Below are 22,093 nucleotides of genomic sequence, written 5' to 3'. Positions count from 1 at the left end.
CCTACCTTCGGGCTCAGTCCCTCGGTCCTTCACTCCCTGAGTTCCTCGATCTCACGTCGGAGGACCGAGCACCTGGACCGAGCACCCGGAGCCTTGTGGAGGCGTCATGACAGCCCCGAGTACAGCCCCCGCACCGAGCAGGGGAGGCCATTGGATCGAGCACTGGGATCCGGAGGACGAGACCTTCTGGAACGCGACGGGGGAGAAGATCGCCCGCCGGAACCTGCTGTTCTCCGTCCTCTCCGAGCACATCGGGTTCTCGGTCTGGACCCTGTGGTCCGTGCTGGTGCTCTTCATGGGCCCCGAGTACGGGCTGACCCCCGCCGACAAGTTCCTGCTCACGTCCATGGTGACGCTGGTCGGGGCCGCCGCCCGCATCCCCTACACCTTCGCCGTCGCCCTGTTCGGCGGGCGGAACTGGACGGTCGTCTCCGCCGCGCTGCTGCTCGTCCCGACCGTCGCCGCGTACGCGGTCATGAAGCCGGGGACGTCGTTCGGCACGTTCCTGTGGGTCGGCCTGCTGGCCGGTATCGGCGGCGGCAACTTCGCCTCCTCCATGACCAACATCAACGCCTTCTTCCCGCTTCGGAAGAAGGGCTGGGCCCTCGGACTCAACGCCGGCGGCGGCAACATCGGCGTCCCGGTGATCCAGCTGGTCGCGCTCGCGATCATCGGGGCGGGCGGCGGGCCGCGCCTGCTGCTCGGGATCTACATCCCGCTCGTCCTCGCCGCCGCCGTCCTCGCCGCGCTCTTCATGGACAACATCGCCTCCGTGAAGAACGACACCGGCGCCGCCAGGGACGCCGCGAAGGACGTGCACACCTGGATCATGTCCTTCCTCTACATCGGCACGTTCGGGTCCTTCATCGGCTACAGCTTCGCCTTCGGGCAGGTGCTGACGATCCAGTTCGGCCGGACCCCGCTCCAGGCGGCGTACCTCACCTTCATCGGCCCGCTGCTCGGCTCCCTGATCCGTCCCGTCGGCGGCCGCCTCGCCGACCGCTACGGCGGCGCCCGGATCACGCTGTGGAACTACGTGGGCATGGCCGCCGCCACCGCCGTCCTCGTCGTCGCCGGCCTGCAGAAGTCGCTGCCGCTGTTCGTGTCGGCCTTCGTCGTGCTGTTCGTGCTGAGCGGGCTCGGCAACGGGTCGACGTACAAGATGATCCCCGGCATCTTCCAGGCGAAGGCCCTGGCGAAGGGGCTGACGGGCGAGGACGCGGCGTCCTACGGGCGTCGGCTGTCCGGGGCCGCCATGGGACTCATCGGCGCGGTCGGCGCGCTCGGCGGCGTCGGCATCAACCTCGCCTTCCGCCAGTCCTACCTCTCCTGGGGCACCGGCACGGGCGCCTTCGTCGCCTTCCTCGCCTTCTACGGCCTGTGTTTCGCGGTCACTTGGGCCGTATACCTTCGCCGGCCGGCCGCGACGCCCCAGACCACGGCCGCCGCATCGGAGGCGAAGTCGCAGCTCAGCTACGCGGAGGTGTGACGTAACACTGGTGACATCGATACGAACCGAGCCTGTCACGCGTTGTTGACAGGCTCGTTCGGCATGCAGGCCAGCTAGGAGAACCATGGACGACGAACAGCAGCAGGCCGGACGGCGGGACCAGCAGGACCAGCGAGACGAGCAGGAACAGCAGAACCAGCGGGAGCAGCTGGGACACGGCCCTCTCGCCGGGTTCACCGTGGGCGTCACCGCCGCGCGTCGCGCCGACGAGCTGGGCGCGCTGCTCCAGCGGCGCGGCGCCGCCGTCCTGCACGCGCCCGCCCTGCGCATCGTGCCCCTCGCCGACGACAGCGAACTGCTCGCCGCCACCAAGGGGATCATCGACCAGGCGCCCGACGTGGCCGTTGCCACCACCGCCATCGGATTCCGGGGCTGGGTCGAGGCCGCCGACGGATGGGGGCTCGGCGAACAACTGCTGGAGCGGCTGCGCGGGGTAGAGCTGCTGGCCCGCGGCCCCAAGGTCAAGGGCGCCGTCCGGGCCGCCGGCCTGACCGAGACATGGGCGCCGGCCGGGGAGTCCATGGCCGAGGTGCTCGACCGGCTGCTGGAGGAGGGCGTGGCCGGGCGTCGTATCGCCGTACAGCTGCACGGGGAACCGCTGCCCGGCTTCGTGGAGGCGCTGCGGGCCGGGGGAGCGGAGGTCGTCCCGGTGCCGGTGTACCGGTGGATGCCGCCGGAGGACATCGGCCCGGTGGACCGCCTCCTGGACGCGGCCGTCTCCCGGGGCGTGGACGCGATCACCTTCACCAGCGCGCCCGCCGCGGCCTCCCTGCTGTCCCGCGCCGAAGAACGCGGGCTGCTCCCCGAACTGCTCACCGCGTTCGGCCACGACGTCCTGCCCGCGTGCGTCGGGCCCGTCACCGCTCTCCCCCTCCAGGCCCGGGGCGTGGACACCGTACAGCCGGAACGCTTCCGCCTCGGCCCGCTCGTCCAGCTGCTGTGCCAGGAACTGCCCGGCCGGGCACGGGCGTTGCCGATCGCCGGTCACCGCGTGGAGATCCGGGGGCACGCGGTCCTGGTGGACGCGGACCTCAAGCCGGTCCCGCCGGCCGGGATGTCCTTGCTGCGCGCGCTGTCACGGCGGCCGGGCTGGGTGGTGTCCCGCCAGGAACTCCTGCGGGCTCTGCCGGGCGCCGGGCAGGACGAGCACGCCGTCGAGACCGCGATGGCCCGCCTGCGCACGGCCCTGGGAGCCCCGAAACTGATCCAGACCGTGGTCAAACGCGGTTACCGACTGGCCCTGGACCCGGCGGCGGACGCGAAGTACGCGGACGCGTGAGGCGCGTCGCCGCAGCGCCCCCGCACCAGGCGCCCGTGCCACGCAGGCCCGGCGCCGGACATGGCCGAGGCGCGCACCCTCATGCGCGTGCGTCCAGGCCGGTACGAGGGGTTCCGGAGACGCTGCCCGGCGGGCACTGTGGGGGAGGGAGAGCGGACGCCCACCCTTGGTGACCCGAGGCGGTGGAAGGCACATGGCGCTGGGTACGGTCACGGACCCGTACGAGCTGCGGTTCGACGCCGGGCGGATCTGCCTGGACCTCCTCGCGACCGCGCACCCGGCCGAACGGCTCGACGGCGTCGGGCCGTTGTGCGCCTGGATCACCGGCGCGGGGCTCGTACCGCCCCGCACCCCGCTCGCTCACGCCGACGCCTCCTGGGTGTCCGGGTTCCGTGAACTGCGCGGCCATGTCGGGGCGTTGGTACGCGGGACCCTCACGGGGGGCGTGCTGTCGTACGACCTCGCGCTCGGCCGCGTCAACGAGATCGCCCGCGGCGCGCCCCCGGTTCCGCGTGCGGTGCGCGGTGAAGACGGCACGCTGGTGCGGGAGTTGGCGGGGGCGCCGGCATGTGCGGCGCTGCTCGCCGTCGTGGCCCGGGACGCCGTGGAACTGCTCACTGATCCCGTCGCGCGGGCGGCCGTCCGCGAGTGCGAGGGGGACAACTGCCCCATCGTGTACGTCGACACCTCACGCGGGCGCCGGCGGCGCTGGTGCTCCAGCGAGGTCTGCGGGAACCGCGAGCGCGTGGCCCGGCACCGCCGGCGGGCGGCCCTCGCACGCGCCTGACCGGCCAGACCAGTAAGACCTGCCAGACCGGCCGGATCGCCCGGCGCCCGCCCGCGAGCGGACGTCCCGCGAGTGGACGTGATGTGCGTAACACCGGGGCTCCCGCGGCCCGGTGAGGTCCGGTGGAGCCGGCCCCGCCGGCCCCGCCGGCCGCGTCGGTGTGCCGGATATGTGCGCGGCGCGCGGTGCGAATGTGTGCTCATGTCCCGCTCGTCACACCAGTCACGGGAAATCCGGCGGCGCGCGTTGAACACCGTCACGCCCCTGTCCGTACGGGTGGGCGAGCGACCGACTGGGGGAACCCCCGGACACCGGAGGTGGGCGTGCGCAAGGATGCGGCCGTGGCCAATGAACACGGACCGAGGGCCCGACATCGCCTGTCCTCACAGCCCTCGGAACCGGATGAGGAGCTGATGCGTGCCCTGTACCGGGAGCACGCGGGACCGTTGCTCGCGTACGTGCTCAGGCTGGTCGCCGGTGACCGGCAGCGCGCCGAGGACGTCGTGCAGGAAACCCTCATCCGTGCCTGGAAGAACGCCGGTCAGCTCAACCGGGCGACCGGCTCGGTCCGCCCCTGGCTGGTGACGGTCGCACGCCGCATCGTCATCGACGGCCACCGCAGCCGGCAGGCCCGGCCGCAGGAGGTCGATCCGTCGCCGCTGGAGGTCATCCCCGCGGAGGACGAGATCGACAAAGCGCTGTGGCTGATGACGCTGTCCGACGCACTCGACGACCTGACCCCGGCCCACCGGGAAGTCCTCGTCGAGACCTACTTCAAGGGGCGTACTGTCAACGAGGCGGCCCAGACGCTGGGGATACCCAGCGGCACCGTCCGTTCCCGGGTGTTCTACGCCCTGCGATCGATGAAGCTGGCACTGGAGGAGCGGGGGGTGACGGCGTGATGAGTGTGCACGGGGGCAGTGATCGGGGATTCGGTACGGGTGGTACGGACATGTCTGGGCCCATGCGGGGAGAACCGGTGCCGAACGAGCACGAGACCGTCGGCGCCTACGCTCTCGGGATTCTCGACGACGCCGAGGCAACCGCTTTCGAAGCGCATCTCGCCGGCTGCGAGTGGTGCGCCCGGCAACTGGACGAGCTGGCCGGAATGGAACCCATGCTGGCCGCCCTCGCGGACCTGCCCGGCACCGGCAGCACGCCCGCGATCGGCGAGTCGCTGTCCGCGCAGCCCAGCCCGCGCCTGGTGGAGAAGCTGGTCGACGAGGTCGGCGAGCGCCGCGCGCAGAAGCGGCGCAGGGGCTTCTACCTGGTCGCGGCCGCCGCCGCGCTGATCATCGGCGGCCCGCTCACCGTCCTGGCCGTGGGCGGCGACGGCGGCTCGGGCCAGCAGACCACCCCACTGGCGGCCACCGCGCAGAACCACTTCGACTCCCTCACCGACAAGGTCTCGGCCACGGACTCCACGACCGGCGTCTCGGCGACGATCGCCCTGGCCGAGAAGAAGTGGGGCACCGACGCGGTCCTGCGGCTCAAGGGCGTCAAGGGACCGCTCAAGTGCTCCCTGATCGCCGTCGGCAAGGACGGCGAACGCCAGACGCTGAGTTCCTGGTCCGTCGGGGAGTGGGGCTACGGCATCCCGGACGCGAAGCACGAGGAGGCGAAGAAGCCGCTGTACATCGGCGGCGGCGCCGCTCTCAAGCCGAACGAGATCGACCACTTCGAGGTCATGACCTTCGACGGGAAGAAGCTCGTCCAGGTGGACGCGTAGCCGCCGTAGCTTTGCCGGGTCCCCTTCGCGTACGGTTGACGGCTGCCCAGCACGTCAGAAGGGGGCCCGGTGGCCGCTCAGGTTCAGCAGTCCGCGGTCGGCTCGGTACACGGCGCACAGGATTCCGCCCGTGACCGGGAGATCAGCGTCGAACAGGAACACCTGGACCGGGTGTACCGCAGGCTCGAGGAGAAGATCCACGAGGCCGAGTTCCTGATGAACGACGCGGCCAAGCGCGGCCAGGTCGGCACCCCCGGCGCGCTGGCCGAGCGGGACGCGCAGGTCTTCCGGGCCGGGATCCACCTGAACCGGCTCAACAACGAGTTCGAGGACTTCCTCTTCGGCCGGATCGACCTGCTGGAGGGCAAGGACGGCAAGAAGGGACCCGACGGCGCGTACACCGCCGTCGAGCCCGCCGAGGGCGCCGTCCGCCCCGACGGCACCGCCGACATCGCCGAGACCCTGCACATCGGCCGGATCGGCGTGCTCGACGAGGACTACTCCCCGCTGGTCATCGACTGGCGCGCGCCCGCCGCCGCGCCGTTCTACCGCTCCACCCCGGTCGAGCCGGGCCGGGTCGTCAGGCGCCGGGTCATCCGCTCCAAGGGCCGCCAGGTCCTCGGCGTCGAGGACGACCTGATGCGCCCCGAGCTGACGGCCTCCCTGGACGGCCATGAGCTGGCCGTCATCGGCGACGGCGCCCTGATGGCCGCGCTCGGCCAGGCCCGCAGCCACACCATGCGGGACATCGTCTCCTCCATCCAGGCCGAACAGGACCTGGTCATCCGTGCCCCCGCCGCCTCCGTCACGCACGTCGAGGGCGGCCCCGGCACCGGCAAGACCGCCGTCGCCCTGCACCGCGCGGCCTACCTGCTCTACCAGGACCGCAGGCGCTACGCGGGCGGCATCCTGATCGTCTCGCCGACCCCGCTGCTGGTGGCCTACACCGAGGGCGTGCTGCCCTCGCTCGGCGAGGAGGGCCAGGTCGCCATCCGCGCGATCGGCTCCCTGGCCGTGGACGCCGTCGGGGCCGAGGCCACGCTGTACGACTCCCCGTCCGTGGCCCGCGCCAAGGGCTCGTACCGGATGCTGAAGGTGCTGCGGAAAGCGGCCCGGGGCGCCCTGGAAGTGGGCCGGGGCAGCGCCCGGCCCGCCGGGCAGCTCGCCCTGGACGACGACGGCGACACCGGGCCCGAGACGCGGGGAGACGCTGCATCCGGGGCTCCCGGGGCGCCCGCAGGCCCGCCCGCGCGGCTGCGCGTGGTCGCCTTCGGCCGCCGCCTGGAGCTGGAGGCCGACGAGCTGGAACGCATCCGCCGTACCGCCCTCGGCGGCACCGCGCCCGTCAACCTGCTGCGCCCGCGCGCCCGCAAGCTGCTGCTGGACGCCCTGTGGGCGAAGTCCGGGGCGGCCGGCCGGCACAGCGACCCGGAGCTGGCCGCCGAGCTGCGCTCCTCCTTCGACGAGGACGTCGCGAGCGAGGACCCCTTCCTCCTCTTCCTCGACGCCTGGTGGCCCGAGCTGACCCCGAAGGGCGTCCTTGAGGCCATGGCCGACGAGCGGCGCCTCGGCCGCTGGGCCCGCCGGATCCTCAACCCCGGCGAGGTCCGCAAGGTCGCCCGTTCCCTGAGACGGGACGGGTACACCGTGCACGACATCGCCCTGCTGGACGAGCTGCAGGCGATCCTCGGCGTCCCGGCCCGCCCCCGCAAGAAGCGCGAACTGGACCCGCTGGACCAGCTCACCGGCCTGGAGGAGCTGATGCCGGTGCGCGAGGAGAGCCAGCGGGAGCGGGCCGAGCGGCTCGCGCAGGAACGCACCGAGTACGCGCACGTCATCGTGGACGAGGCGCAGGACCTCACGCCGATGCAGTGGCGGATGGTCGGCCGCCGCGGCCGGCACGCCACCTGGACGGTCGTCGGCGACCCGGCGCAGTCCTCCTGGTCCGACCCGGACGAGGCGGCCGAGGCCCGCGACGAGGCCCTCGGCACCCGCCCGCGGCGCCACTTCCAGCTCACCGTGAACTACCGCAACCCGTCCGAGATCGCCGAGCTGGCCGCCAAGGTCCTCGCCCTCGCCATGCCCGGCTCGAAGGCGCCCTCCGCCGTACGGTCCACCGGGGTCGAACCGCGCTTCGCCGTCGTCGGGGACTCGCAGGAGAAGACCGTCCGGGCGGAGGCCGAGCGGCTGCTGGGCCTGGTGGACGGCACGGTCGGCGTGGTCGTCGCCATGAACCGGCGCGAGGAGGCCCGGCGCTGGCTGGCCGGGCTCGGCGACCGGGTGGTGGCCCTCGGCAGCCTGGAGGCCAAGGGCCTGGAGTACGACGCGACGGTGGTGGTGTCCCCGGCGGAGATCGCCGACGAGTCCCCGGCCGGGCTGCGCGTGCTCTACGTGGCGCTGACCCGGGCGACCCAGCAGCTCACGGTCGTGTCCGGCGGACGGGACGAGCCGGACGCGGCCGGGGTGCCGGACCTGCTGCGGGACTGATTCCGGTGAACTGCGCGCAGGGGGAATGGGGGTCGGCAAGTGTTTGTTAGCCTGGGTACGGCACCGGCTCGATCCAAGCCCCCGGGCCCAACCTTCGTCCCTGCGAGGGACCACTTGCCGCGAGGCGAGCATGGCGGGTCGGTGTCATGAACGTGTGGAGGCCCACGTCACGGTGTGACGTGGGCCTCTTTCTTTGCGCGGACGACCCCTTTCCCCCGCAGATCGTTTCTCGTATGGTGGAAGTAGTTTTCCGAAAAGTGCACGTCTCCTGTGAACACAACGTCCACAATCCGGGGCGGCTACCGCGTACCCCGGGGTAGGTGCGACGATCGGACGGCACAACTCGCGACACGGTGAAAGCAGAGGAAGTCGGCCATGGCAACGGCGCCCAGCGTCTCCTACTCGATGACCATCCGGCTGGAGGTGCCCGCGAGCGGAACCGCCGTCTCGCAGCTCACCACCGCCGTGGAGTCCTCCGGAGGCTCGGTGACCGGCCTCGACGTCACCGCGTCCGGGCACGAGAAGCTTCGTATCGACGTCACCATCGCGGCCACCTCGACCGCGCACGCCGACGAGATCGTGGAGAAGCTCCGCGGCATCGAGGGCGTCAGCCTCGGCAAGGTCTCCGACCGTACGTTCCTGATGCACCTCGGCGGCAAGATCGAGATGCAGTCCAAGCACCCGATCCGCAACCGTGACGACCTCTCCATGGTCTACACGCCCGGCGTGGCCCGCGTGTGCATGGCGATCGCCGAGAACCCCGAGGACGCCCGCCGCCTCACCATCAAGCGCAACTCCGTTGCTGTCGTGACGGACGGCTCCGCCGTGCTCGGCCTCGGCAACATCGGCCCCAAGGCGGCGCTGCCCGTCATGGAGGGCAAGGCGGCCCTCTTCAAGCGCTTCGCCGGCATCGACGCCTGGCCGCTGTGCCTGGACACCCAGGACACCGACGCCATCGTCGAGATCGTCAAGGCGATCGCCCCCGGGTTCGCCGGCATCAACCTCGAGGACATCTCCGCGCCCCGCTGCTTCGAGATCGAGGCGCGCCTGCGCGAGGCCCTCGACATCCCCGTCTTCCATGACGACCAGCACGGCACCGCGATCGTCGTCCTCGCCGCCCTCACCAACGCGCTGCGCGTCACCGGCAAGGCCATCGAGAACATCCGCGTCGTCATGTCCGGCGCCGGCGCGGCCGGTACGGCCATCCTCAAGCTGCTGATCGCCGCCGGCGTGAAGAACGCCGTCGTCGCCGACATCCAGGGCGTCGTGCACGCCGGCCGTGGGGACCTGGTGGACGCCCCCGCCGACTCCCCGCTGCGCTGGATCGCCGACAACACCAACCCCGAGGGCCTCACCGGCACCCTCAAGGAGGCCGTGCGCGGCGCCGACGTCTTCATCGGCGTCTCCGCCCCGAACGTCCTCGACGGCGACGACGTGGCCGCCATGGCGGACGGCGCGATCGTGTTCGCGCTCGCGAACCCCGACCCCGAGGTCGACCCGGCGATCGCCCGCCGGAGCGCGGCGGTCGTGGCCACCGGCCGCTCCGACTTCCCGAACCAGATCAACAACGTGCTGGTCTTCCCGGGTGTCTTCCGCGGCCTGCTGGACGCGCAGTCCCGCACCGTCAACACCGAGATGATGCTCGCCGCCGCACACGCCCTGGCGAACGTGGTGACCGAGGACGAGCTGAACCCGAACTACATCATTCCGAGCGTCTTCAACGACAAGGTCGCCGGAGCGGTCGCGGGCGCCGTGCGCGAGGCGGCGAAGGCGGCCGGAGCGGCGTCCTAACCCCTCGTGCCGTAAGGTGCAAAGGCTGTGAGGATCGATACGGCAGCCCTCGCACCGGCGCGTCGCGAAACCCCCCACCTTAGGGCGCCCTCTAGGGTGACGGCCGAGCAGGCGCTTTTCGTGTGACTCCCTAGGGTGTTCTCACGACTCCTACGGGTGCCGGATTGGCTTTCCCGCCGCAGGTAGGGGCAGGATGCGTCTTTGGGCGCGAGCGCATCGGCATCGATACTCACCTCACGCCTCAATGGCAAGAAGAACACGGGAGTAAGAACATGAACCGCAGTGAGCTGGTGGCCGCGCTGGCCGACCGCGCCGAGGTGACCCGCAAGGACGCCGACGCCGTTCTGGCCGCGTTCGCCGAGGTTGTCGGCGACATCGTCTCCAAGGGCGACGAGAAGGTCACCATCCCCGGCTTCCTGACCTTCGAGCGCACCCACCGTGCCGCTCGTACCGCGCGCAACCCGCAGACCGGTGAGCCCATCAACATCCCGGCCGGCTTCAGCGTGAAGGTCTCCGCGGGCTCGAAGCTCAAGGAAGCGGCCAAGGGCAAGTAAGCGCTCCGCTTGCAGTGCCGGTCCACTGGAGCGCCGTGGTTGTTGGGCGCCGTGGGCGACTGCCGACTCGTTGTGGCTGGTCGCGCAGTTCCCCGCGCCCCTTCAGGGTGCTTCGGCTGACGATGCCAAAAGGGGCGGCCCTCCTCTCACCGAGGAGGGCCGCCCCTTTTGGCTTGCCCTGGGTCAGCCCAGTGCCTTGCCCGGGAGTTCGACCTTGGCGCCCAGTTCCACGAGTTTCTCCATGAAGTTCTCGTAGCCGCGGTTGATCAGTTCGATGCCGTGGACACGGGAGGTGCCCTCGGCGGCGAGGGCCGCGATGAGGTAGGAGAAGCCGCCGCGCAGGTCCGGGATGACCAGGTCGGCGCCCTGGAGCCGGGTGGGGCCCGAGACGACCGCGGAGTGCAGGAAGTTGCGCTGGCCGAAGCGGCAGACGGAGCCGCCCAGGCACTCGCGGTACAGCTGGATGTGCGCACCCATCTGGTTGAGCGCGGAGGTGAAACCGAGCCGGGACTCGTACACCGTCTCGTGGATGATCGAGAGGCCCGTGGCCTGCGTCAGGGCGACGACCAGCGGCTGCTGCCAGTCGGTCTGGAAACCGGGGTGCACGTCCGTCTCCAGCGCGATGGACTTCAGCTGGCCGCCCGGGTGCCAGAAGCGGATGCCCTCGTCGTCGATCTCGAAGGCACCGCCCACCTTCCGGTAGGTGTTCAGGAACGTCATCATCGAGCGCTGCTGCGCGCCGCGGATGTAGATGTTGCCGCTCGTCGCGAGGGCGGCCGACGCCCAGGACGCGGCCTCCAGGCGGTCCGGCAGGGCACGGTGGGTGTAGCCGCCCAGCTTGTCCACACCGGTGATGCGGATCGTGCGGTCGGTGTCCATCGCGATGATCGCGCCCATCTTCTGCAGCACGCAGATGAGGTCCTCGATCTCCGGCTCGACGGCCGCGTTGGACAGCTCCGTGACACCGTCGGCCATCACGGCCGTCAGCAGCACCTGCTCGGTCGCGCCGACGGACGGGTACGGCAGCCGGATCTTCGTACCGCGCAGGCCCTTGGGGGCCTCCAGGTACTGGCCGTCCGCACGCTTCTCGATGGTCGCGCCGAACTGGCGCAGCACGTCGAAGTGGAAGTCGATGGGCCGGCCGCCGATGTCGCAGCCGCCGAGGCCCGGGATGAAGGCGTGGCCGAGACGGTGCAGCAGCGGGCCGCAGAAGAGGATCGGGATACGGCTGGAACCCGCGTGGGCATCGATGTCAGCGACGTTCGCGCTCTCCACGTAGGTCGGGTCGAGCACCAGCTCGCCGGGTTCGTCACCCGGACGGACGGTCACCCCGTGCAGTTGCAGCAGGCCGCGTACGACGCGCACGTCACGGATGTCCGGAACGTTGCGCAGTCGGCTCGGCGCGCTTCCCAGCAGGGCGGCGACCATGGCCTTGGGCACGAGGTTCTTCGCACCGCGGACACGGATCTCGCCCTCCAGCGGGTTTCCGCCGTGGACAAGCAGGACATCGTCGTTGACGGTCATGTATCTCGCGTTCCGATGAGTCGGGCAGGGGTCGGCCGATCACTTTGCGCGGGGGCCGGAGAGACAGGGTAATCGCCGATCACCCCCCTTCAGTAAGCCCGCGTGCCGCCCAGTCGCGTCATAGGTGTGTCACAACACGAACGGTTCCCCCGCGGGCACAAGCGGTCACCGCCGCCGGACGTGCGCCGGGACGGGCCTCCGTGCGCCCTCGGTTCCCCTGAGCTGCGTTCACTCCCGCATCCCCAATGGCTCCCCACGCGAAGGCAAGATGCGGGATCATGTCTGGCATGACCGAGGTGTCCTCGCTCACAGGGCGGCTGCTCGTGGCTACCCCCGCCCTGGCGGACCCGAACTTCGACCGCGCGGTGGTGCTCCTCCTCGACCACGACGAGGAGGGCTCGCTCGGCGTGGTCCTCAACCGCCCCACCCCGGTGGACGTGGGGGACATCCTGGAGGGCTGGGCCGACCTCGCGGGCGAACCCGGCGTGGTCTTCCAGGGCGGTCCCGTCTCGCTGGACTCCGCGCTCGGCGTCGCGGTCATCCCCGGTGGCGCGAGCGGGGAGCGCACCCCGCTCGGCTGGCGGCGGGTGCACGGCGCGATCGGCCTGATCGACCTGGAGACCCCGCCCGAACTGCTCGCCTCGGCCCTCGGCTCCCTGCGCATCTTCGCCGGATACGCCGGCTGGGGTCCCGGCCAGCTGGAGGACGAGCTGGTCGAGGGTGCCTGGTACGTCGTCGAGTCCGAACCCGGCGACGTCTCCTCCCCGGCCCCGGAGAGACTGTGGCGCGAGGTCCTGCGCCGCCAGCGCAACGAGCTCGCGATGGTGGCCACCTATCCGGACGACCCGTCGCTCAACTGATACCGGTGGGCTTCAGTACCCTTGCTGATATGAGCACTCTCGAGCCCGAGCGCGGGACTGGTACGGGGACCCTCGTAGAACCGACGCCGCAGGTGTCCCACGGTGACGGCGACCACGAGCGCTTCGCCCACTACGTCCAGAAGGACAAGATCATGGCGAGCGCCCTCGACGGCACCCCCGTCGTGGCGCTGTGCGGCAAGGTGTGGGTGCCGGGCCGTGACCCGAAGAAGTACCCCGTGTGCCCCATGTGCAAGGAGATCTACGAGTCCATGGGCCGCGGCGGCGACGACAAGGGTGGCAAGGGCGGCGACAAGAAGTGACGCCGTGACGCCTTTCGCGTCCGTCCGAATATCGCTGGGCCCCTGGGAGCGCGTCGAGACGCTTCCCCGGGGCCTTTGCCGTGTTGCGGGAAGCGGAACGGCCATCGCGCCGGTTGCAACACCGGTCTTGATTTCGTTTCCGCTTCCGGGCCACCCTGCTGATCACGCGTCCGGTGGCCGCTTTACCCGCTCGTGATGCCATCCGACGTCCCTGCTGATCTCCATCGGGCGGTAAAGGACTGACATGGTGGATGTGATTCCGGCCCCGGCGCGCTGTTCGTGGATCGCGGACGGGCGCACGCGTCTGGACGCCGATACGGCCCTGGAGGCGCGGCCCGGTACGGAAGGCGCCGGACGCTGGCTGCGGGCGACGGTCGGGGCGGCGACCGGCCTGCCTTTTCCGGAGGCGCGCGAAAGCCGCGACGGTGAAAGCCGCGACAACCGCATCGTGCTGAGCATCGAAACGGATCTGCCGGCGGAGGGTTACCGCCTGGTCGGCGTCAACGCCGACGGCGAAGGGCCGATCCGTATTCAGGGCGGTAGCGCCGCCGGTGTGTTCTGGGGAGCCCAGACCTTTCGTCAACTGCTCGGCCCCGACGCGTTCCGCCGTGCGCCGCTGCGGCCGGGGCAGGACTGGGACCTGCCGCAGGTCACCGTCGAGGACGCCCCCCGCTTCGCCTGGCGGGGCCTGATGCTCGACGTGGCGCGGCACTTCATGCCCAAGGAAGGCGTCCTGCGCTACCTGGATCTGATGGCCGCGCACAAACTCAACGTCCTGCACCTGCATCTGACGGACGACCAGGGCTGGCGCATCGAGATCGAGCGGTACCCGCGCCTCACCGAGGTCGCCTCCTGGCGGGCACGCACGAAATTCGGGCACCGGGCCTCACCGCTGTGGGAGGAGAAGCCGCACGGGGGCTACTACACGCGGGACGACATCCGGGAGATCGTCGCCTACGCCGCCGAGCGGCATATCACCGTCGTCCCCGAAATCGACGTACCGGGCCACTCGCAGGCCGCGATCGCCGCGTATCCGGAACTCGGCAACACCGACGTCATCGACACCACCGCCCTCACCGTCTGGGACAACTGGGGAATCTCTCCCAACGTACTGGCCCCCACCGACACCACCCTGCGCTTCTACGAGGGGGTGTTCGAGGAGGTGCTGGAACTCTTCCCCTCCCGGTTCGTGCACATCGGGGGCGACGAATGCCCCAAGGAGCAGTGGCGTGCGTCGCCCGCCGTACAGGCGCGCATCAAGGAACTCGGTCTGGCGGACGAGAACGAACTGCAGGCGTGGTTCGTCGGCCATTTCGACAAGTGGCTCTCCGCGCGCGGGCGTCGGCTCATCGGCTGGGACGAGATCCTGGAGGGCGGACTCGCGGAAGGCGCCGCGGTCTCCTCCTGGCGCGGCTACGCCGGCGGTGTCGCCGCCGCGCGGGCCGGCCACGACGTCGTCATGTGTCCGGAACAGCACGTCTACCTGGACCACCGGCAGGCTCCAGGCGCGGACGAACCGGTGCCGATCGGCTACGTCCGCACTCTTGAGGACGTCTACCGGTTCGAGCCCGTGCCGCCCCGACTCACCGACGAGGAAGCCCGGCACGTGCTCGGCACCCAGGCCAACGTGTGGACCGAGGTGATGGAGGACACCGCGCGCGTGGACTACCAGGCCTTTCCCCGGCTCGCGGCGTTCGCCGAGGTCGCCTGGAGCCCTCTTCCCGCCCCGAGGGAACGGGACTTCACCGGGTTCGAACACCGTATGGCCGCCCACTACGGGCGACTTGACGCTCTCGGGGTCGCCTTCCGGCCACCCGCCGGACCCCGGCCGTGGCAGCGCCGTCCAGGCGTGCCCGGCCGGCCCGTCGAGGGCGCACCTCCGAACAGGTAACGGAAAAAGAACTCAAGGATCACCGAAGAGTGTCAATCGGGCTGCGCCGGTGATGCCGGACGAAAGCCGACCATTTCCCGTGTGAGGTGGGCGAATGCCTCCTACTGGACCCCTGCGTTCGGCTCTCGCCAAGATGTGCCAGAGTTGCCACGTCCGCCCTGTGAGCACGTACCGTACGGCCACACAGGTGGGACCAGGTGGGGCAGCGGGAAGGGGCAGCCGGTTTGACCACGCACGCACCGCAGGCGGCGCAGGCCGTCACGCTGCCCACGACACTGGACGAGGCCGTGGCGGCCCTGGCCGCCATGCCGGCCGCCGTCCCCGTGGCCGGCGGCACCGACCTCATGGCCGCCGTCAACTCCGGTCAGCTCAGGCCCGCCGCCCTGGTGGGGCTCGGGCGGATCAGCGAGATCCGCGGCTGGCAGTACCAGGACGGCCACGCGCTGCTCGGCGCGGGCCTCACACACGCCCGCATGGGCCGCCCCGACTTCGCGGCCCTCATCCCGGCGCTCGCCGCCGCCGCACGCGCGGCGGGCCCGCCCCACATCCGCAACGCCGGCACCCTGGGCGGCAACATCGCCTCGGCCTCCCCGACCGGGGACGCGCTTCCGGTGCTGGCCGCCCTGGAGGCGACGCTGATCATCGCGGGCCCCGGCGGCGCGAGCCGGGAGATCCCGGTGTCGCACCTGCTGGCCGGCGTGGAGATGCTGCGCGGCGGCGAACTCATCGGCTTCGTGCGCGTGCCGCTGCTGCACGCCCCGCAGGTCTTCCTCAAGGCGACCGCACGCACCGGGCCCGGCCGCGCGCTGGCCTCCGTGGCGCTCGTCCTGGACCCCGCCCGGCGCGGAGTGCGGTGCGCCGTCGGTGCCATAGCGCCGATGCCGCTGCGGCCCCTGGACGCCGAGCAGTGGGTCGCGCAGCTCATCGACTGGGACAACGACCGCGCGCTCGTCCCCGAGGCCCTCACCGCCTTCGGGGAGTACGTCTCCGCGGCCTGCATCCCCGACCCGGCCCCGGAACCGGACGGCACCGTGGCCCCGCTTCCGCCCGCCGTACTGCACCTGCGGCGCACCGTCGCCGCGCTGGCCCGACGAGCACTGGGGAGGGCGCTGTCGTGACCGACGACCAGCACGGAGAGGGCGCGCCCCAGGGCGGCAGCCGCTGGGACCCGCTGCCCCAGGGCGAGTACGACGACGGCGCCACCGCCTTCGTGAAGCTTCCCGAGGGCGGCATCGACGCCCTCCTGGCCGGCGACAGCCCGCTGGCCGCACCCGGGCACGGCTACGTGCCGCCGCGGATCACGACGGCCCAGGGGGCGAGCGACCCCGCCGCCACCGGCACCTGGGGCATGCCGGCCGACGGCGGGCAGTGGCCCGACGCGAACGCCGTGCCCCAGGAGCAGGCGGCGGACGACCGGTTCACGTACAACCCCGGCGCCACCCAGCAGTGGACCTACGAGGAACCCGCGGCCCCGCCCGCGCCGGGACACGACGTCACCGGGCAGTGGTCCATCCCCGTCGCCGGCGGCGATCTTCCGGACGAGTCGGGCGAGTTCACCACGTCCTCGCTGGTCGAGCAGTGGGGCGGCACCCCGCCGTCCACCCTCCCCGGCGGCGCGCCCGCGCCCTGGGCGAGCGAGTCCGCGGGCCGGCCCTGGGGACAGCAGGAGCCCGCGCACCAGCAGGATCCGGTACCGCGGCAGGATCTGGTACTCCCGCAGGATCCGGCACCTCAGCAGGATCCGGCGCCGCGGCAGGGTGAGCCCGTGGAGGCGAGGGCGGCGGGACACGCACCGGCCCCCGCGGACCACGGAACCCACGCGCCCGAAGGACACGGAGGGCACGAGGGGTACGAAGGGCCCGAAGGACACGAGGGGTTCGCGCCCGAGGAGACGTACTCCGGCGGTCCGGCCGGCCACGTCACCGCGCCCCACGGCACGTCCGACCGCCCCGGCTACGCGGCCGACGGCACCGAGAACGCGGCCCCGTCCGGTCAAGGCCCCGCGCAGGCCCCTGAGGGCCCCGTGGACGGCCCGCCGGCCCACCCCGCGACCACGGAGACCCCGCACACCCCGCAGGCCACGGGAACGCCGGTCACGGCCGCCGCCTCCGCGGCCGTCGACGCGAGCGGCGCACACGAACTCTCCGGCGCCTACGACCCCTCCGGCGCGCAGGAACACCCCGGAGTACCGGACGACACGGCGACTGCCTCCTCCAGGAACCAGGCCCCCGCCGACGCCCAGGACGAGCCGAACGAGCCGGGCGAGCCGGGCGAGCCGGGCACAGCCCCCCTCCAGCCCAACGACGACCACCCCCTCGCCTCCTACGTCCTGCGGGTCAACGGCGGCGACCGCCCCGTCACCGACGCCTGGATCGGCGAGTCCCTGCTCTACGTCCTGCGGGAACGCCTCGGGCTCGCGGGTGCCAAGGACGGCTGCTCGCAGGGCGAGTGCGGCGCGTGCAACGTGCAGGTGGACGGGCGGCTCGTGGCCTCGTGCCTGGTCCCGGCCGTCACCGCGTCCGGCAGCGAGGTCCGTACCGTCGAGGGCCTGGCCGTCGACGGGCAGCCCTCCGACGTCCAGCGGGCGCTCGCCCGGTGCGGCGCCGTGCAGTGCGGTTTCTGCGTGCCCGGCATGGCGATGACCCTGCACGACCTGCTGGAGGGCAACCCCGCGCCCACCGAGATGGAGACGCGGCAGGCCCTGTGCGGCAACCTGTGCCGCTGTTCCGGCTACCGGGGTGTCGTCGACGCCGTCAAGGAGGTCGTCGCCGAGCGCGAGGCGCACACCGCCGCCCCCGACGACGGCACGGGCGCGGCGGAGGCACGCATCCCGCACCAGGCGGGCCCGGGAGCCGGCGGCGTCAACCCGTCGGCCTTCGAGGCCCCGGGAGCGTTCGACAGCCCAGGCGCCACCAGCGCTCCCGGCGCCGCCGCTGCTACCGGTGTGTCCGGCCCCTCCAGCGCTCCCGGTGTCTTCGACGCACAGGAGCCGCACGACCCGCACCCAGGACCGCTCGACCAGCACTACGGCCAGGACGGAGGCCAGGCGTGAGCAACGAAGCCGCCACCGCGACCACCCCTGCGGAAGCGGCCCCCGTGGCCGAGCCGTTGCCGCACGGCCTCGGCGCCTCGCTGCCGCACGCCGACGCCCGCGCCAAGACCGAGGGCACCTTCCCGTACGCCGCCGACCTGTGGGCCGAGGGCCTGCTGTGGGCGGCCGTCCTGCGCTCCCCGCACGCGCACGCGCGCATCGTGTCCATCGACACCACCCACGCGCGCGAGATGCCCGGAGTCCGCGCGGTCATCACCCACGAGGACGTGCCCGGCACCCCCCGCCACGGCCGGGGCACCCCCGACCGGCCGGTGTTCGCCTCCGAGGTCGTACGCCACCACGGCGAACCCATCGCCGCCGTCGCCGCCGACCACCCGGACACCGCGCGGATGGCCGCCGCCGCCGTCATCGTCGAGTACGAGGTGCTCGACCCGGTGACCGACCCCGAGCAGTCCTTCGAGGCGGAGCCGCTGCACCCCGACGGCAACCTGATCCGGCACATCCCGCTGCGCCACGGCGACCCGGACGCGGTCGGCGAGGTCGTCGTCGAGGGCCAGTACCGCATCGGCCGCCAGGACCCGGCCCCCATCGGCGCCGAGGCCGGCCTCGCCGTGCCGCGGCCCGACGGCGGGGTGGAGCTGTACGTGGCCTCCACCGACCCGCACACCGACCGCAACACGGCCGCCGCCTGCTACGGCCTGCCGCCCGAGCACGTCAAGATCGTCGTCACCGGGGTGCCCGGCGCCACCGCCGACCGCGAGGACCAGGGCTTCCAGCTCCCGCTGGGCCTGCTCGCGCTCAGGACCGGCCGCCCGGTCAAACTCACCGCGACCCGCGAGGAGTCCTTCCTCGGCCACGCCCACCGCCACCCCACCCTGCTGCGCTACCGCCACCACGCGGACGCCGAGGGCAAGCTGGTGAAGGTCGAGGCGCAGATCCTGCTGGACGGCGGCGCCTACGCCGACACCTCCGCGGACGCGGTGGCCGCCGCCGTGTCCTTCGCGTGCGGCCCGTACGTCGTTCCGAACGCCTTCATCGAGGGCTGGGCGGTCCGCACCAACAACCCGCCCTCCGGCCATGTGCGCGGCGAGGGCGCGATGCAGGTGTGCGCCGCGTACGAGGCGCAGATGGACAAGCTCGCGAAGAAGCTGGGCCTTGACCCGGCCGAGCTGCGGCTGCGCAACGTGCTCGCGACCGGGGACGTGCTCCCGATCGGCCAGACCGTCACCTGCCCGGCGCCGGTGGCCGAACTCCTCCAGGCGGTACGGGACTTCCCGCTGCCCGCGCTGCCCGCGGACACCCCCGAGGAGGACTGGCTGCTGCCCGGCGGCCCCGAGGGCGCGGGCGAGCCGGGAGCGGTGCGCCGGGGTGTCGGCTACGGCCTGGGCATGGTGCACATGCTCGGCGCCGAGGGCGCGGACGAGGTGTCCACGGCGACCGTCAAGGTCCAGGACGGGGTCGCGACGGTGCTGTGCGGGGCGGTGGAGACCGGCCAGGGCTTCACGACCCTCGCCCGCCAGATCGTCCAGGACACGCTGGGCGTCGACGAGGTGCACGTGGCACCGGTCGACACCGACCAGCCGCCGGCCGGGCCGGGCTGCCGGGGCCGCCACACCTGGGTGTCCGGAGGGGCGGTGGAACGGGCCGCCAAGATGGTCCGCACGCAGCTGCTCCAGCCCCTGGCGCACAAGTTCGGCATGTCCACCGAGCTGCTGCAGATCACGGACGGCAAGATCACCTCGTACGACGGCGTGCTGTCGACGACCGTCATGGAGGCGATGGAGGGCAAGGAGCTGTGGGCCACGGCCCAGTGCCGCCCCCATCCGACGGAACCCCTCGACGACTCCGGCCAGGGCGACGCGTTCGTGGGCCTCGCCTTCTGCGCGATCCGCGCGGTGGTGGACGTCGACATCGAGCTGGGCTCGGTCCGGGTGGTCGAGCTGGCGGTCGCCCAGGACGTCGGCCGCGTCCTGAACCCCGGGCAGCTGACGGCCCGTATCGAGGCGGGCGTCACCCAGGGCGTGGGCATCGCGCTCACGGAGAACCTGCGCACGCTCCGGGGTCTGATCCGGCACCCCGACCTGACCGGGTACGCCCTGCCGACCGCGCTGGACGCACCCGACATCCGGATCGTGAAGCTGGTCGAGGAGCGGGACGTGGTCGCCCCCTTCGGTGCCAAGTCGGTCAGCGCGGTGCCCGTGGTGACCTCCCCGGCGGCGATCGCCTCCGCGGTCCGCGCGGCCACCGGCCGCCCGGTCAACCGCCTCCCCATCCGCCCCCAGGCCGCGGTGGTGAACCCCCAGTGACGACCCCTGACGACGAGCCGCGCTACGAACCCCCGCCCAGCGTGGGCAAGTTGTTCCTGTGGATCCTGCTGTTCGCGGTGGCCGCCCTGGCCGTGGTGGCGGGCGGCGTCTACCTCACCTGACCCCGAGTTCCCGACCTTGTGCTCCTGACCCCGTGCTCCTGACGGTGTCGCTCCCGACCGTGTCGCTCCCGACCGTGTCGCTCCCGGCCGTGTGATCCACGCGAAGTCGAGCCCCGCGGGAGTGAACGCGGGCATGCTGTCCGGCGTCCTTCCATGTGGAGGCCGTTGTCAGTGGTGCCGCGTAGTGTTCCGGACAGTGGGGGCGGCCGCCTCTGACGGGAGGCACCCGGGCGGCCGGGCATGCCCTGCCCAGGGACGCGACGAGCCCCAGGGGACGCAACGAGCCGGATCGATCGCGGGGGAGCGATGAGCACGACCGACGCCGGGTTTCCGGTGATCACACTGACCGAGGCGGAGCTGGACCGGTTCGTCACGCACGCGCCGACGCGCGGACTGCTCACCGGCCCCGGACTGCCCACGGACACCGACCTGCTGACGTTCTCCCTGCTGCGCACGCACGGCCTGCGCACCCTCGGCGACGCCACGGACGGCCCCTTCCACCGGGCGGAGGAACTGCGCAACCGCCTGGTGATCGGTGAACTCCTCAACCCCGCCGGCATGGAACGCGAGTCGATCCTGCTCGACGGCGCCACGGGCGAGATCACCACGGCCTACCTCTTCGGCCCGTCCGACCCGCGCCCCTTCGCCCCCTCCCTGGGCACCCTCCTGCGCTTCGCCGCCGTCACCGAGGAACTGGCGGGCCTGCGCGGCCGGTTCGCCTCCCTCGCGGGCCGCTACGGCGCCAGGACGGTGACCGAGGCGTCCCGCCGCCTGCTCACCCTCTTCGAGGAGGGCACGGACGGCCGGGTCCCGCCGTACTGGAAGGCGGCGGCCCTGATCCGCCCGCTCGCCCTCATCGCCGGCCCCGGCACGGTCTCCGGTCTCACCCTGGACCTCCCCGTCCGACTCCTCGACCAGGAGTTCGGCCCCGGCCGGGTGTCCCGCTTCGAGGAGGTCGACTTCCCGGCCACGCTCACGCACGAGCCGACCCGCCGTTTCCTGCGCGAGACCGGACTGCCGGAGGAGGCCGTCCTCTTCCACACCGACACGGACGTCCCGCTGCCCACCCTCACCGAGTACTTCACGACGGAGCGTGAGGACTACCCCCTGGACGCCCTCCCCGCCCACTCCTGCCACCTGATCCGCCTCGGCCGCCTGGTCGAGGACAACAGCCTGGTGATCGACGGCAGAACGGGCGCGATCCTCACCTTCAGCGAGCTCGAGGCCACGCTCTACCCCCTGAACACCGACCTCTCCACCCTCGCCTTCACCCTCTGGCTGCTGCACCACGAGCGCACCATCGACGAACACCTCGGCCACGAACTGACGACGGACGCCTACGACCAGCTGGCCGCCGCCATGATCCGCACCCTGACCTCGCTCGACCCCACGGCCCTCGCCCCGGACCCGGACACCCACGGGCCCTACTGGACGAACCTGTTCCAGGACGAGGCCGGCGGCGTCCTCTGAGCCCGCCGCCCGGCGCACACGCCAAGGGGCGACACCCTCGACGGATGCCGCCCCTCGCACGGAAGGCCGTGGCGGGAATCGAACCCGCGTACCACGCTTTGCAGGCGCGTCCCTGGGCCACTCGGGCACACGGCCGTGTTCGTGGAACGAACGTACGGGCCGGTGGGAGCGGGGCTCAAGGCGAACTCGCACGCTGCAACGGGACTGCCACACCGCGTTCATGAAGCGTCGGACATGATCCGCGTCGGACATGATCCGCGACGGACACGAATCGCGACGGACATGAAGCGCGACGGACATGAAGCGCGACGGACATGAAGCGACGGACATGAAGCGACGGATGTACGACCAAGGTCGCAGCGGGGGCGGGACCACCGACAGGGGCCAAACCCCGTCGTGCGCCTTACCCTG

The 22,093-nt window shown here is 72.0% G+C and carries 17 protein-coding genes and 1 tRNA gene; 16 read left to right on the top strand and 2 right to left on the bottom strand.

The window, feature by feature from the left end:
• The first annotated feature begins 106 nt into the window (after nucleotides 1–106).
• The 8 genes from ACGFYV_RS24325 (at nucleotide 107) to ACGFYV_RS24290 (ending at nucleotide 10,137) form a co-directional block, all read left to right on the top strand.
• On the top strand, nucleotides 107–1,489 hold the full coding sequence (locus tag ACGFYV_RS24325) for a nitrate/nitrite transporter (protein WP_393880551.1): 1,383 nt from the start codon (nucleotides 107–109) through the stop codon (nucleotides 1,487–1,489).
• A gap of 85 nt (nucleotides 1,490–1,574) precedes the next feature.
• Nucleotides 1,575–2,789: a uroporphyrinogen-III synthase gene (locus ACGFYV_RS24320; protein WP_393880550.1), complete on the top strand. Its 1,215-nt coding sequence runs from the start codon at nucleotides 1,575–1,577 to the stop codon at nucleotides 2,787–2,789.
• Between the two features lie 193 nt (nucleotides 2,790–2,982).
• Complete coding sequence (locus ACGFYV_RS24315) at nucleotides 2,983–3,576, top strand: CGNR zinc finger domain-containing protein (RefSeq protein WP_393880549.1); 594 nt, start codon at nucleotides 2,983–2,985, stop codon at nucleotides 3,574–3,576.
• Nucleotides 3,577–3,893: 317 nt separating this feature from the next.
• Nucleotides 3,894–4,478 (top strand): sigma-70 family RNA polymerase sigma factor, encoded by a 585-nt coding sequence (locus tag ACGFYV_RS24310; RefSeq protein WP_393880548.1) that lies wholly within the window; start codon nucleotides 3,894–3,896, stop codon nucleotides 4,476–4,478.
• 50 nt (nucleotides 4,479–4,528) lie between these two features.
• Entirely contained in the window at nucleotides 4,529–5,305 is a 777-nt protein-coding gene (locus ACGFYV_RS24305) for an anti-sigma factor family protein (protein ID WP_393880547.1), read from the top strand.
• A 69-nt stretch (nucleotides 5,306–5,374) separates the two neighbouring features.
• Nucleotides 5,375–7,792 (top strand): HelD family protein, encoded by a 2,418-nt coding sequence (locus tag ACGFYV_RS24300; RefSeq protein ID WP_393880546.1) that lies wholly within the window; start codon nucleotides 5,375–5,377, stop codon nucleotides 7,790–7,792.
• A gap of 375 nt (nucleotides 7,793–8,167) precedes the next feature.
• Nucleotides 8,168–9,583, top strand: a complete 1,416-nt coding sequence (locus ACGFYV_RS24295; RefSeq protein ID WP_393880545.1) for an NAD-dependent malic enzyme — start codon at nucleotides 8,168–8,170, stop codon at nucleotides 9,581–9,583.
• A 272-nt stretch (nucleotides 9,584–9,855) separates the two neighbouring features.
• Nucleotides 9,856–10,137, top strand: coding sequence for an HU family DNA-binding protein (locus tag ACGFYV_RS24290; protein ID WP_018549700.1), 282 nt, complete (start codon nucleotides 9,856–9,858; stop codon nucleotides 10,135–10,137).
• 183 nt (nucleotides 10,138–10,320) lie between these two features.
• Here ACGFYV_RS24290 and murA read toward each other — a convergent pair whose 3' ends face one another.
• Nucleotides 10,321–11,661 (bottom strand): UDP-N-acetylglucosamine 1-carboxyvinyltransferase, encoded by a 1,341-nt coding sequence (gene murA / locus ACGFYV_RS24285; protein WP_393880544.1) that lies wholly within the window; start codon nucleotides 11,659–11,661, stop codon nucleotides 10,321–10,323.
• 287 nt (nucleotides 11,662–11,948) lie between these two features.
• Between murA and ACGFYV_RS24280 the strand changes: the two genes are divergently transcribed.
• The 8 genes from ACGFYV_RS24280 to ACGFYV_RS24245 all read left to right on the top strand — a co-directional run bounded on the left by ACGFYV_RS24280 (nucleotide 11,949) and on the right by ACGFYV_RS24245 (nucleotide 21,682).
• The gene (locus ACGFYV_RS24280; RefSeq protein WP_393880543.1) at nucleotides 11,949–12,521 is read left to right on the top strand and encodes a YqgE/AlgH family protein; all 573 of its coding nucleotides are present in this window, start codon (nucleotides 11,949–11,951) and stop codon (nucleotides 12,519–12,521) included.
• Nucleotides 12,522–12,550: 29 nt separating this feature from the next.
• Nucleotides 12,551–12,841: a DUF3039 domain-containing protein gene (locus ACGFYV_RS24275; RefSeq protein WP_393880542.1), complete on the top strand. Its 291-nt coding sequence runs from the start codon at nucleotides 12,551–12,553 to the stop codon at nucleotides 12,839–12,841.
• 244 nt (nucleotides 12,842–13,085) lie between these two features.
• Entirely contained in the window at nucleotides 13,086–14,732 is a 1,647-nt protein-coding gene (locus ACGFYV_RS24270) for a beta-N-acetylhexosaminidase (RefSeq protein WP_393880541.1), read from the top strand.
• A 224-nt stretch (nucleotides 14,733–14,956) separates the two neighbouring features.
• Nucleotides 14,957–15,850, top strand: a complete 894-nt coding sequence (locus ACGFYV_RS24265) for an FAD binding domain-containing protein (RefSeq protein WP_393880540.1) — start codon at nucleotides 14,957–14,959, stop codon at nucleotides 15,848–15,850.
• Entirely contained in the window at nucleotides 15,847–17,784 is a 1,938-nt protein-coding gene (locus ACGFYV_RS24260) for a 2Fe-2S iron-sulfur cluster-binding protein (RefSeq protein WP_393880539.1), read from the top strand. The genes ACGFYV_RS24265 and ACGFYV_RS24260 overlap by 4 nt, the downstream gene beginning before the upstream one ends.
• Complete coding sequence (locus ACGFYV_RS24255) at nucleotides 17,781–20,090, top strand: xanthine dehydrogenase family protein molybdopterin-binding subunit (RefSeq protein ID WP_393880538.1); 2,310 nt, start codon at nucleotides 17,781–17,783, stop codon at nucleotides 20,088–20,090. Before ACGFYV_RS24260 ends, ACGFYV_RS24255 begins: the two co-directional genes overlap by 4 nt.
• Nucleotides 20,087–20,212, top strand: a complete 126-nt coding sequence (locus ACGFYV_RS24250; protein ID WP_393880537.1) for a hypothetical protein — start codon at nucleotides 20,087–20,089, stop codon at nucleotides 20,210–20,212. Before ACGFYV_RS24255 ends, ACGFYV_RS24250 begins: the two co-directional genes overlap by 4 nt.
• Nucleotides 20,213–20,518: 306 nt before the next feature.
• A complete protein-coding gene (locus tag ACGFYV_RS24245) occupies nucleotides 20,519–21,682 on the top strand; it encodes an SUKH-4 family immunity protein (protein WP_393880536.1) in 1,164 nt (387 codons plus the stop codon).
• Between the two features lie 63 nt (nucleotides 21,683–21,745).
• Here ACGFYV_RS24245 and ACGFYV_RS24240 read toward each other — a convergent pair.
• Nucleotides 21,746–21,817, bottom strand: a tRNA-Cys gene (locus ACGFYV_RS24240).
• Between the last annotated feature and the right edge of the window lie 276 nt (nucleotides 21,818–22,093).

The sequence above is a fragment of the Streptomyces sp. NPDC048297 genome (assembly GCF_043201585.1).
Classification (GTDB): domain Bacteria; phylum Actinomycetota; class Actinomycetes; order Streptomycetales; family Streptomycetaceae; genus Streptomyces.
The sequence above is the reverse complement of the archived record's forward strand: the minus strand, read 5'-3'. Positions and strand labels throughout refer to the sequence as shown.